The sequence below is a fragment of the Bacillus sp. z50 genome, from assembly GCF_058313585.1.
Genome location: NZ_JBZFQL010000003.1, coordinates 566,694 through 577,562 on the forward strand (window position 1 = coordinate 566,694; position 10,869 = coordinate 577,562).

At 39.4% G+C, this 10,869-nt stretch carries 15 protein-coding genes; 9 read left to right on the top strand and 6 right to left on the bottom strand.

From position 1 onward, the window contains the following. The first annotated feature begins 6 nt into the window (after positions 1–6). Complete coding sequence (locus AC4G3N_RS12070; protein WP_066106581.1) at positions 7–330, top strand: YuiB family protein; 324 nt, start codon at positions 7–9, stop codon at positions 328–330. 117 nt (positions 331–447) lie between these two features. Continuing rightward, positions 448–1,110 carry a stationary phase survival protein SpsC gene (gene spsC / locus AC4G3N_RS12075; RefSeq protein WP_139892282.1) on the top strand — a complete coding sequence of 221 codons (663 nt, stop codon included), beginning with the start codon at positions 448–450 and terminating at the stop codon, positions 1,108–1,110. Between the two features lie 79 nt (positions 1,111–1,189). Here spsC and AC4G3N_RS12080 read toward each other — a convergent pair whose 3' ends face one another. Continuing rightward, positions 1,190–2,041 carry an alpha/beta hydrolase gene (locus AC4G3N_RS12080; protein ID WP_491090267.1) on the bottom strand — a complete coding sequence of 284 codons (852 nt, stop codon included), beginning with the start codon at positions 2,039–2,041 and terminating at the stop codon, positions 1,190–1,192. 245 nt (positions 2,042–2,286) lie between these two features. Here AC4G3N_RS12080 and AC4G3N_RS12085 point away from each other — a divergent pair, with 245 nt between their 5' ends. The 6 genes from AC4G3N_RS12085 to ymaG all read left to right on the top strand — a co-directional run bounded on the left by AC4G3N_RS12085 (position 2,287) and on the right by ymaG (position 8,383). Then, positions 2,287–3,261, top strand: a complete 975-nt coding sequence (locus AC4G3N_RS12085) for an iron-hydroxamate ABC transporter substrate-binding protein (protein ID WP_066106925.1) — start codon at positions 2,287–2,289, stop codon at positions 3,259–3,261. Between the two features lie 12 nt (positions 3,262–3,273). Beyond that, the gene (locus AC4G3N_RS12090; protein WP_066106591.1) at positions 3,274–4,278 is read left to right on the top strand and encodes a FecCD family ABC transporter permease; all 1,005 of its coding nucleotides are present in this window, start codon (positions 3,274–3,276) and stop codon (positions 4,276–4,278) included. Next, on the top strand, positions 4,271–5,293 hold the full coding sequence (locus AC4G3N_RS12095; protein WP_066106594.1) for a FecCD family ABC transporter permease: 1,023 nt from the start codon (positions 4,271–4,273) through the stop codon (positions 5,291–5,293). Before AC4G3N_RS12090 ends, AC4G3N_RS12095 begins: the two co-directional genes overlap by 8 nt. 16 nt (positions 5,294–5,309) lie before the next feature. Continuing rightward, complete coding sequence (locus AC4G3N_RS12100; RefSeq protein ID WP_066106598.1) at positions 5,310–6,095, top strand: ABC transporter ATP-binding protein; 786 nt, start codon at positions 5,310–5,312, stop codon at positions 6,093–6,095. A gap of 419 nt (positions 6,096–6,514) precedes the next feature. Beyond that, positions 6,515–8,023 (top strand): leucyl aminopeptidase, encoded by a 1,509-nt coding sequence (locus tag AC4G3N_RS12105; RefSeq protein ID WP_066106601.1) that lies wholly within the window; start codon positions 6,515–6,517, stop codon positions 8,021–8,023. Positions 8,024–8,149: 126 nt separating this feature from the next. Further along, a complete protein-coding gene (ymaG, locus tag AC4G3N_RS12110) occupies positions 8,150–8,383 on the top strand; it encodes an inner spore coat protein YmaG (protein WP_066106603.1) in 234 nt (77 codons plus the stop codon). Between the two features lie 44 nt (positions 8,384–8,427). Here ymaG and AC4G3N_RS12115 read toward each other — a convergent pair whose 3' ends face one another. Next, positions 8,428–8,841 (bottom strand): YuzC family spore coat inner layer protein, encoded by a 414-nt coding sequence (locus tag AC4G3N_RS12115; RefSeq protein WP_066106606.1) that lies wholly within the window; start codon positions 8,839–8,841, stop codon positions 8,428–8,430. Positions 8,842–8,962: 121 nt separating this feature from the next. Then, positions 8,963–9,142 carry an asparagine synthase gene (locus AC4G3N_RS12120; protein WP_066106609.1) on the bottom strand — a complete coding sequence of 60 codons (180 nt, stop codon included), beginning with the start codon at positions 9,140–9,142 and terminating at the stop codon, positions 8,963–8,965. Positions 9,143–9,348: 206 nt separating this feature from the next. Between AC4G3N_RS12120 and AC4G3N_RS12125 the strand changes: the two genes are divergently transcribed. Continuing rightward, positions 9,349–9,714, top strand: a complete 366-nt coding sequence (locus AC4G3N_RS12125; RefSeq protein ID WP_066106926.1) for a hotdog fold thioesterase — start codon at positions 9,349–9,351, stop codon at positions 9,712–9,714. A 52-nt stretch (positions 9,715–9,766) separates the two neighbouring features. On the opposite strand, the gene mnhG is transcribed toward AC4G3N_RS12125, so the two are convergent. The 3 genes from mnhG to AC4G3N_RS12140 are packed head-to-tail and all read right to left on the bottom strand — an operon-like array spanning position 9,767 to position 10,864. Then, positions 9,767–10,120, bottom strand: coding sequence for a monovalent cation/H(+) antiporter subunit G (gene mnhG / locus AC4G3N_RS12130; RefSeq protein ID WP_066106612.1), 354 nt, complete (start codon positions 10,118–10,120; stop codon positions 9,767–9,769). Next, positions 10,107–10,388, bottom strand: coding sequence for a Na(+)/H(+) antiporter subunit F1 (locus tag AC4G3N_RS12135; protein WP_066106615.1), 282 nt, complete (start codon positions 10,386–10,388; stop codon positions 10,107–10,109). Before AC4G3N_RS12135 ends, mnhG begins: the two co-directional genes overlap by 14 nt. Beyond that, positions 10,388–10,864: a Na+/H+ antiporter subunit E gene (locus tag AC4G3N_RS12140; RefSeq protein ID WP_066106620.1), complete on the bottom strand. Its 477-nt coding sequence runs from the start codon at positions 10,862–10,864 to the stop codon at positions 10,388–10,390. Before AC4G3N_RS12140 ends, AC4G3N_RS12135 begins: the two co-directional genes overlap by 1 nt. Between the last annotated feature and the right edge of the window lie 5 nt (positions 10,865–10,869).

Here is a 10,869-nt window from a genome sequence, read left to right on the forward strand (position 1 = left end):
TAGAGAATGGGCATGTCAATTCCGGTTGTAATTATATCAGTTGTATTGTTCTTTATTCTTTTTTTCGGATTGGGCTTTATTTTAAATATGTTATTTAGAAAGACATGGATTATGGCCGTTATTTATCCTTTGGCAGCATTATATTTTATTAACAGTGTTAAGTTAACGGAGTACTTTGTAAATCCATCTTCTAGCTTTCAATCATTAAAAGAGCATTTATTCAATCTTGCCTCTGCAGATGCAATTATCCTAGCCGCAGGTTTAGCAGGGTCGATTGTTTCAGGTATCGTTATAAGAATACTTCGTACCATGGGATACAGAATGTTTTAACCCTTTTCGAGCAATCGTTAAAGGGTTTTTTATTTGAAAAAATATAGATAGTTCTGAAAAACGAATAGATAATCTGGTATTGGGAAAAATGGTTTGTGTGAAAGGAGAAATCGTCACATGGACCATACTTTTAAATTTATCAGAGCAATTTCACTCGTTTTTTTATTCTTACTGGCTACCGTTGTAACCCTTTCATATTTTACAGGAATTAGTGTTCATGAGTTTCCTGTTTTTCGCCATATACATTCTAAAATAGTAAGGGAAAATCCTAAGCCCAAAGAGCAAATATCGTTATCAAGCTATGACACAACTTCCTCTGTTAAACAAATAAAATCAGCGTCCACGCTGGAAGAAAATGATAATTGGAATAAATACCCGGCTAAAGAAGTGATTGCTACAGGTTATACAGCAGGATACGAGTCAACTGGGAAAAATCCAAACCATCCCAGCTACGGAATCACCTATTCCGGTGTTAGGGTAAAACGTGACTTATATTCAACGATTGCAGCGGACACAAGTGTCTTTCCAATTGGGACCATTCTTTTTATCCCATCCTATGGGTATGGAGTGGTTGCTGACACAGGTTCAGCCATAAAGGGGAATAAAATAGATCTTTATTACGATACCGTGGACGATGTATATCAGAAATGGGGAAAAAAACAGCTGAAGGTCTATGTAGTCAGTATGGGAACAGGCAAGCTGACTGAACCTGAGCTAAAAGCTTTGAATGAGACAGAGAGCTTGCAAGTATTTAGAAATCAAATTATTAATAATAAGTAGCGAAATATTTTTCTTCCTTTACCGTTCCTCAAGGGCGGTTTTTTTATGATTTAAACTCGGTGTTCGCTATATAGCTTTTTTATATACTTCCCAGTTTAATTGCACGATTAATAAGTGGTAATAATACCGATACATGACTTTCCTCTGTAAACTCTCTGAACTGTATGTGAATACCGTATTGATGCAACTGATTAAGTTCTTCGGAAATTTCAGCAGCATTTTTATTCATTCCGCTAAAGTGTAGCTTTTCCAGCTCGCCTACCCCGACCAAAATCTTTATTTGCCGCTCTGATTGCTTTACCTTATGGGTGAATGCTTCTTTCTCACTTCTAAAAAACTGTGTATCCCAATGTATAGAGGGGCTTCCTGCAATGTATGTATGAAAAGTATCTGGCTCTGAAAAAAGAGTTTGTAAAACAAATAATCCGCCTAGTGAATGTCCAAACAGTGTTTGTTTGTCTATATTGACCGGCAGATGGCGTTCAATTTCAGGTTTAACTTTCTCTTTAATAAATGTAATGAAAGATTCAGCTCCGCCATGAGACGGCCATTCCAAGCCTGCTGGGTGCGGCGGTAAATTCTCTTTTGATATTGGCCTGGTAAAATCATAGACACGGTAAGGAGAGAATGGCTGATCTGTGTGATAACCAATTCCAACAATAATCGCTGGATACACGCCAGTTTTTTCCGGCTTTCTCATTTGCACACGCATTGCATCAACAAAGGTGCCAAATACAGAGTTTGCATCCAACACATAGATAACCGGGTATCCTTCAGGAGGAGGAACAGTATCCGGCTTGTAAATAAAAATACGATAAAACCGGTCCTGAATCTGATTGTACAGATCTATTCCCCAGGTATTTGGTAAAGAAACATTTTGCTGCCAAGGCAAGCTGTCTTCCATAGGATCTTTTTTGGGTGTCTCTCTCATTTATTGACCTCTTTTCATTTGGATTCAAAAGATTATTTGACAAATTAAGTATAAATCATTCAAAAATTTACATGAAATTAATTGAAAATTCCAGTTTGTTAGTATATATTTTATATAATACTTGATAATGATTATCATTTTCAATACTTTCTGCGATAAATATGGGGGTAGGTAAAACAATAGTTAAGTTAGAGTGAAAGCGAGTACATAGAAAAAGATTAGATGGGGGAAGAGGGAAAATGAGTATTAAAAAAAATTTATTAATAGTGGGTTTATCCGCAATGACTTGCCTTGGATTGGCAGCATGCAATAGTACGGAGACACAAATAAAACAATCCGACAATAAAGTTCAAGCTGATGAAAGCAAGAAATCAGAAGATAAAACTCAAACGATTACATACCTAGATAAAGAATATACGGTTCCTTCTGAAGTGAAAAAGATTGCTACAGCGAGTCTTGAATCCATGGAGGATGCAGCAATTTTAGGAGTTAAGCCTGTAGGCGCTATTACAATTGCCGGAGAACTGCCTGCTTATTTGGCTGAAGATTTGGCTGGTGCCAAGTCGATAGGGGAAAAAACACAGCCAAATTATGAAACGTTACTTGGATTAAAGCCTGATGTAATCCTTTGGACTTCCAAAGCGAAGGAGAATGTTACTGAACAATTAACGAAGGTTGCACCAACATTCCCATACTCCCATATCTCAACAAATTGGGAAGATAACTTAAATTTAATGGCTCATTTGACAGGTAAAGAAACTGAAGCAGAAATGATTATTTCTGGTTATAAGAAAGATGCTGAGGAAGCAAAAGAACAATTGGGTGAATCTCTGAAAGGGAAAAAGGCAATGGTCCTTCGTATCCGAGGAGGCAATGTCTATGTGTATCCGGAAAGTATGTACCTTAACCCAGTTCTATACAATGATTTAGGACTTGAGGTACCTGAAGTGGTAAAATCTGCGAAGGCACAGGAAGTTATCTCAATGGAAAAGCTTGCGGAAGTGAATCCGGATTATGTGTTCCTTCAATTTGAAGAAAGTGAAAATGCTGATAAACCGAAAGCATTAGAAGAACTAGAAGCTAATCCAATTTGGAAAAGTATGAATGCTGCTAAAAACGGAAAAGTATTCGTTAATACTGTGGATCCTCTTGCCCAGGGCGGTACGGCATGGAGTAAGACGGCTTTCCTCGAAGCTGCAACCAGCTCTTTGACTGAATAAGGTTGATGGTGTATGGATAAGAGGAAAATACCTTTACTGATAATATGTGCGGCACCCATTCTTATACTCCTTATCATCCTGTTATCCGTTTTTTATGGAGCCAAAAATATAGATTATATAACGATTTGGAATGCCCTTTTTCATTATGATGCCGGTAATGTGGACCATGCCATTATTATGACATCCCGTTTACCGAGAGCAATAGGCGCACTTCTTGTTGGATCTTTCCTTGCTATATCAGGTGCACTAATGCAGGGGATGACAAGAAACTATCTTGCATCCCCTTCCATTATGGGGGTGGTAGACGGTTCAGCTTTTATCATTACTGTATCAATGATTTTCCTGCCGAATATGACATCTATTGAAATGATTTTGTTGTCAATGGTTGGTTCAGCGCTCGGTGCAGGAATTGTTTATGGATTTGGCTCTATGCTTCCCAATGGTTTATCACCTGTTCGTTTGGCAATTATAGGTACTGTAATTGGGACGTTTCTGAGCAGCCTGTCTCAAGCATTGGCCTCCTATTACCAAGTCTCCCAGAATATTAGTTTTTGGTATAATGCGAGATTGCATCAAATAGATTCAGAGCTCCTTGGACTGGCTGTACCAATTGGAATAGTTGGAATCTTCCTTGCCTTACTAGTTTCCAAATCCGTAACGATTCTTTCTCTTGGTGAAGAAGTTTCAATCAGCCTGGGCCAGCGTACCGGATTAGTCAAAGTAATTTGTATTTTGTCTGTTATTTGTTTAACGGGTACGGCAATTGCATTAGTAGGAAAAGTTGGTTTCGTAGGCTTAATCATTCCGCACATTAGCCGTATGCTTGTCGGCGTTGATTATAAATGGATAATTCCTTGTGCAGGCATACTCGGGGCTGTATTTCTTGGTTTATGTGACGTTTTAAGCAGGTTTATTAATTATCCCTTTGAAACACCGATTGGCGTTGTGACTGCATTGATTGGTGTACCATTCTTCCTCTATTTAATCAGAACAAAAGGAGGAAGAGGCCTTGCATAAAGTTTCAAAACTAAGATATTACATAACATTATGGCTGATTGTACTCGCTATTACAGCAGTCATCGTTTATAGCTTGATGGCCGGAACCTTTCAATTGTCTGTTATCGATGTAATAAAGACATTAGCACGAATAGACGTAAATCCGGAACACGATTTGGTCATCTTTGATTTTAGGTTACCGAGGATTCTGATTGGCTGTCTGGTTGGGATTGGGCTTGGAATAGCCGGTGCTGTGATTCAGGGAGTGACGAAGAATGGCTTGGCCGATCCAGGAATACTTGGTATTAATGCCGGTGCTGGTACGGCTGTAGTTTTATTTATGTTTTTCTTTCATAGCGTATTTCAAGGAATGACATGGCTCTCCATTATGGCTATGCCCTTATTTGGTCTCGTTGGAGGATTGCTGGCGGCCTTAATTATATTCGCCTTTTCATGGAAAAATGGTTCCCTTGATGTAGAACGACTCATCTTGACTGGAATAGCGATTGGTTCAGCTTTTGGTGCCGTTTCCTTATATTTGTCGCTGAAAATGAAAGCAACTGATTTTGAAATGGCAGTTGTGTGGATCACAGGCAGCATTTATGATGCCAATTGGCTTTACATACTTGCCATGGCCCCCTGGCTGTTTATATGTATACCGATCATTCTAAAAAAGGCCTATATACTTGATTTGCTCCAATTAGAGGATAGTAGCGCTATCAGTTTAGGTATAGCCATTAATAAAGAAAAATCAATCTTACTTCTCAGCAGTATCGGCTTAATAAGCGCTTGTGTATCAGTATCAGGCAGTATTGGATTTATTGGCTTAATGGCGCCGCATATATCGCGCTATCTTGTTGGTGTTCAAAATAGATTTGTTATCCCTGTGAGTGCAGCAATCGGTGCGCTGTTGGTAGTCTCTTCTGATTATATTGCCAAAACAATCATTGCCCCTGCTGAACTGCCAGTTGGTATTATCGTATCCATTATTGGGGTACCATTCTTCTTGTATTTACTCAAAAAGGCGAAAGCATAAAGGGGGGATATTTGATATGAGTATTCTGCGTACAGAAAATCTTGAAGCCTGTTATGAAAAAAAGACCGTGTTTCAAAATTTAAACTTAGACATTACTAAAGGAAAAATAACGACTATTATTGGACCGAACGGTTGTGGAAAATCTACTTTATTAAAAACGATGGGACGTATACTGAAACAAAAGCAAGGGAAGGTATTTTTGCAGGAGCAAGATATGAACACGATTTCAACGAAGGAGATTGCCAGACGGCTTTCTATGCTGCCGCAAAGCCCGGTTGCACCGGGATTGTTGGGTGTGGAGGAATTGGTATCCTATGGACGTTATCCACATCGTAAAAATAATAAAATAATGACGAATGAAGATATGGAAATCATTGAATGGGCAATGGATATAACAAAAACATCCCCTTTCCGAAACCGAAGCATCGCAAGCTTATCTGGTGGGCAAAGACAAAAGGTTTGGCTAGCCATGGCCCTGGCTCAGAAAACAGACATCATCCTCTTAGACGAGCCCACAACATACTTGGATATGGCCCACCAGCTGGATGTATTGCAAATTATTCAGGAACTCAATCGCCAAGAAAAAAGTACAATTGTAATGGTTCTTCATGATATTAACCATGCCTCCAGATACTCAGACCATATCATAGCCATGAAAGACGGCAGTATAATCAAATCCGGCACACCAACCGAAATCATTAACCAAGAAGTACTAAAAACCGTATTCCAAATAGAAGCCAGAATCATCATCGACCCATATGACCAAGCGCCGGTATGTATAGGGTATAAATCAAAGTGCTGAAGCGGCTTGCTCAGAAGCGAGGAGCATAAGACAGGGGCTCGGAAGGAGGAGTTCTTCCCTCCTGTAGAGGTCATGCTTATGACCTGAGTTTCTAGCCGTTGAAGCCGGATTGCATAAAAGCTGAGGCGACCATTTCAAGGAACAAAGACTAAGAACGCCATGTCCTGTGACAACGTCTTTGTGACCAACATCCTGTTGGCCTCCGCAACTAATTCACAGAGGATAATAGTCCTCTGTTTTTTTATGTCTAAAGGAAGGGTAAAATAGGCAAGATATGTCGGGGTAAATCGTTTAATTTTTCAGTGAATGGAATGCGTCATTTGTTCTAAATTATGATGCCAATGGTAAGATAATAGGTAAGGATAGTTAATGTCAGTAAGAAAAGGCATGAATAAAGATAAACGATCAGGAGGAGTAGTATGTTTAAAGTTTATAATGAAAATCCGAGTCAACTACATATGCCTGTTTTGGTAACTGGAGCATTTAATCATCCAGTTACGCTTGCAGCGACTTTATCGGAAGCGGATAAAATGATGAATAGTAAGCTTCAGGAGCTTGCCAAGGTTGGAGATATTTCCGCTCGGAAGAAAAAAGTTTCGACATTGCATACACTTGATCTTATTCCACCGGAGAGATTGGTGTTCGTTGGATTGGGGAAACAAAAAGATTTAACATTCGAAGAGCTGAAAGAAGCATTTGGCAAAATGTTTCAGAAAGTCGAAGGTCGTGGATGGACAAAGATTAGCGTCGACTTAACGTCATTCCTGACAGATGTCATTACGGTGGAGGATGCAGCACATGCTTTAGGAGAAGCATTAGCCTTGTCTACGTATGAATTTGAAGGATATAAGCATAAGAAAAATGAACCAGATCAGAAAATAGAAGAGGTTTCTGTATATACGGAAGCCGACCGAGAGCTAGTTGAGTCTTCCCTTTTTGTTGGATATACATATGGAAAAGGAACCAATTCAGCTCGGACTTTAGTAAATCTTCCAGGTAATATGCTAACGTCTACAGATATGGCCAATTATGCTAAAGGGCTGGCTGATAAGTATCAGTTTGAGTGCGAAATCCTTGAAAAAGAAGATATGCAGGAGCTTGGAATGGGAGCCTTGCTTGCCGTCAACCAAGGATCTGCTGAACCACCTAAAATGATTGTCCTAAAATATCAAGGGAAATCTGACTGGACAGATGTAATTGGTTTGGTTGGCAAAGGAATTACATTTGATACAGGCGGATATTCAATAAAGACAAAAGCAGGGATAGTTGGAATGAAAACGGATATGGGGGGAGCAGCCGCTGTCCTTGGAGCTATGGAGATAATTGGGGAATTGAGACCTGAACAAAATGTTGTGGCTGTTATTCCATCAACAGATAATATGATTTCCGGAAATGCCTTCAAACCGGATGATGTCATAGTTTCCATGGCTGGTAAAACAATTGAGGTCTTGAATACAGATGCCGAGGGGCGTCTTGTGTTGGCAGATGCGATTACATATGCTAAACAGCATGGAGCGGATTATTTAGTTGATGTAGCTACATTAACCGGGGGAGTTATTACAGCATTAGGTGTAGAAATGACAGGTGCGATGACAAATCATGAAAGCTGGTTTGAGGAAGTCTTAAAAGCATCTGATGAAGCTGGAGAACCCATGTGGAGATTGCCAATTACCGAAAGGGATAAAGCGCGTGTTCGCAATAGCAAAATAGCTGATCTTAATAATTCGCCGGGAGCAGAGGGGCATGCCATTATGGGAGGTGCATTTGTTGGTGAGTTTGCCGAGGAGACTCCATGGGTGCATTTAGATATAGCTGGTACATCTACAAGACGTTCCAGCTATGAACTTGGACCATCAGGTGCTACTGGTGTAATGGCGAGGACATTGGCTGTATTGGTTGAACGTTTTGGTTTGGATGGTGAAGATTAATCTAATCTCATAAATAGATTTAAATGTGAATGTTATCCTTGTAAGAGGGCATACGCCCTTACCTGCTGTTAGGTTTCTGCATACATAATAGTGTAGGCATTTAAACAAACAGGAGGTATTTTACAGATGGATTACAGACAGAGAAGACCATGGGGCAGACCGTGGGGCGGACCGTGGGGAAGACCATGGGGTAGACCAGGTTTTGGTTTTGGATTTGGAGGTCCGATCGGGGGATTTGGTTTAGGATTAGCCGGCGGATTAATAGGTGGAGCATTGCTTAGCAGACCATGGGGATATGGATATGGTTATCCTCCGTATGGATATGGGTCCCCATGGGGATATGGTGGCGGATTTTATTAATAATAATTTGTAAACAAAACCAGCAGTTATCAAACTGCTGGTTTTTAGCTCCATCGTATGACTACCCCAACTTCACAACAGGGAGGACTGGTTTGTTTATCAGCAAAAACCAGCCGAATTCCCTCCGGATCGTAATAGATGGAAGGAGCTATTCGAATACCGGTTGAAAGCAATAATCGATTCACTTCGCTTAGGTTATTAAACTCAGAGGCTGCCATAATTTGACGAGCTAAATCTTGAGATGCAGAGATCTGATTGGCAATTCTTAATGCTTCAGTCAGATAGGACGCGGTTCGATTGGCAGAATTCTTAAATTTTGTTGTATCTATAGCAGGAACTTTTCTGTTATATGAAGAATAAGAATTCATACCAGTAACAGATGGATGGATCCATGTGGGTATGTGGTAATGAGGACCTAGACTTTGAGCCCAGTTATAAAACTGTTGATTTGCATACATATGGGCACCTCCTCTTACGAAATAAAATACCTTATAACTATATATAAGAGAAGGTAGATTGTATTAGACCAAAAAATAAGCAACGGTTAGGTTGCTTATTTAGGGGATAGATGATGTTCGTTTAGATATCGTTGCGATGCTCGACTAAATCAATAACACCAAGAGCAATATGGGCAAGCCCAAATCCAAATAGTGCATTGGCAATCATTTTATTGCTATTATGCTTTTGTTTAAGGGCATAACCAGTAGCAGCAACAGCGGTACCTAATACAGTTGGAACCATTCCTTCTCGAAGATCCATTTGACCAATCCTCCATCATCTAGATATGCTTTTTGTAAAGTCTTACAGATATCCAGTTCATCTTTTTTCGAAGGGATTCACCTTAAAAATCAGAATAGGAATCAGTTGTAAGAAAGCTTTACTCCTTTATTTTTCCGCTCTTTATCTAATTCATAACAAATAAGCAATGGAAAGGATGCCTTTAATTGGATTTAAGTAAAACATTGATGGGTACATTAGGGATAGAAATAGTTGAGGTCTGTGAAGGAAGAGTTGTTGCAACCATGCCTGTTGACCATCGGACACACCAGCCGATGGGACTTCTTCACGGTGGCGCATCGGTGGCTCTTGCCGAAACGGTCGCCAGTCTTGGTGGATATACAATGGTTGACGAGGAGAAAGAAGCAGTCGTTGGTTTAGAGATTAATGCGAATCATCTTAAAAGCAAAAGGGAAGGCTTGGTGACCGCAACAGGAAATATTGTACACAGAGGAAAAAAAACAATGGTATGGGAAATTAAAATAACGGATGAAGAGAACGAATTAATATGTATCAGCAGATGTACGCTTGCTGTTATTCAAATAAAAAAATGAGGATGTTTTACAAGGTCTAAAGCGATCTTGTAAGCATCCTCTTTTTCTGTCATTAGCTATTTTTTTGTTTTTTTGCCTTTTTTAAATCATCACGCACACTATGTTTCCACAATTTAACGCCTGTATTATAGGCTGCACGGCTGATTAAATGTCCGGCAACCGGAGCTGTCATAAAAATAAAGAAGATAGCTAACAGGATACGGGAGTTAAAATGGCCCTCTGTAATCCAGAAATATAAGAATGTGCCAAGCAATACAAGGGTTACACCCAAAGTGGATGTTTTAGAAGCTGCATGGTTCCGCGTATAGACATCGGGTAAACGGAGTATTCCAAGAGCTGATACAACGGTTAATATAGAACCGATTAAAACGATACAAACAAAAATATAGGAACTAATTTCGTTCATTTTCTATGATTTCCCCTTTCTCCAGGAATTTCGAAAAGGCAACCGTACCAGTGAACGAAAGAATACTGATCAGAAGGATAACCTCTAAAAACATGGATGTGCTGAGCAATAAAGATAGTATGGCAATCATGCAAATTAAGTTCATGCCAATAGCATCCAATGCCATTACACGATCAGGGATGCTTGGTCCCTTAATTACTCTATAAATTAGAATGAGCATCGAAATAGCTATACAGACTAAAGAAAGCTGAAGGATGAAATTAATCATTACTCACTCACCTCCAGAATAAGCCGCTCAAATGAATTTTTTATACTTTCTTGCATCTCTGGAATCTCCGATATGTTTAATGCATGGATGAATAATGTTTTGTTATCAGAAGAAATATCCAGAACTAATGTACCGGGAGTTAAGGTAATCAGACAGGACAGAAGAGTGATCTGCCAATCCGATTTAAGTTTGGTTTCATAAGTAAAAATTCCTGGCTTCAGTTCAAGCTTTGGTCTGATGATTGTTTTAAAAACGTCGAAGTTTGCAATCAATAATTCTCGTATAAATATCCCCAGAAGGTGAAGGACAGCCACTACCTTATGCAAATAAAACCGAGTCGAAAAAAAGCGTCTGAATAGAAAAAGAATAATCGCCCCAATTAAATAGCCGATAATAAAGGAAGCGGCTGTATTTGACGTCGTCAGGAACATCCAGGTCAAGGCTAGAATTACATTTAATAATATTTGATAAGACATATCTT

Coding starts and splice junctions, on each gene's coding strand:
- AC4G3N_RS12070 (WP_066106581.1), top strand. CDS start 7: ATGGGCATGTCAATTCCGGTTGTAATTATATCAGTTGTATTGTTCTTT.
- spsC (WP_139892282.1), top strand. CDS start 448: ATGGACCATACTTTTAAATTTATCAGAGCAATTTCACTCGTTTTTTTA.
- AC4G3N_RS12080 (WP_491090267.1), bottom strand. CDS start 2,041: ATGAGAGAGACACCCAAAAAAGATCCTATGGAAGACAGCTTGCCTTGG.
- AC4G3N_RS12090 (WP_066106591.1), top strand. CDS start 3,274: ATGGATAAGAGGAAAATACCTTTACTGATAATATGTGCGGCACCCATT.
- AC4G3N_RS12100 (WP_066106598.1), top strand. CDS start 5,310: ATGAGTATTCTGCGTACAGAAAATCTTGAAGCCTGTTATGAAAAAAAG.
- AC4G3N_RS12105 (WP_066106601.1), top strand. CDS start 6,515: ATGTTTAAAGTTTATAATGAAAATCCGAGTCAACTACATATGCCTGTT.
- ymaG (WP_066106603.1), top strand. CDS start 8,150: ATGGATTACAGACAGAGAAGACCATGGGGCAGACCGTGGGGCGGACCG.
- AC4G3N_RS12115 (WP_066106606.1), bottom strand. CDS start 8,841: ATGTATGCAAATCAACAGTTTTATAACTGGGCTCAAAGTCTAGGTCCT.
- AC4G3N_RS12120 (WP_066106609.1), bottom strand. CDS start 9,142: ATGGATCTTCGAGAAGGAATGGTTCCAACTGTATTAGGTACCGCTGTT.
- AC4G3N_RS12125 (WP_066106926.1), top strand. CDS start 9,349: ATGGGTACATTAGGGATAGAAATAGTTGAGGTCTGTGAAGGAAGAGTT.
- mnhG (WP_066106612.1), bottom strand. CDS start 10,120: ATGAACGAAATTAGTTCCTATATTTTTGTTTGTATCGTTTTAATCGGT.
- AC4G3N_RS12135 (WP_066106615.1), bottom strand. CDS start 10,388: ATGATTAATTTCATCCTTCAGCTTTCTTTAGTCTGTATAGCTATTTCG.
- AC4G3N_RS12140 (WP_066106620.1), bottom strand. CDS start 10,864: ATGTCTTATCAAATATTATTAAATGTAATTCTAGCCTTGACCTGGATG.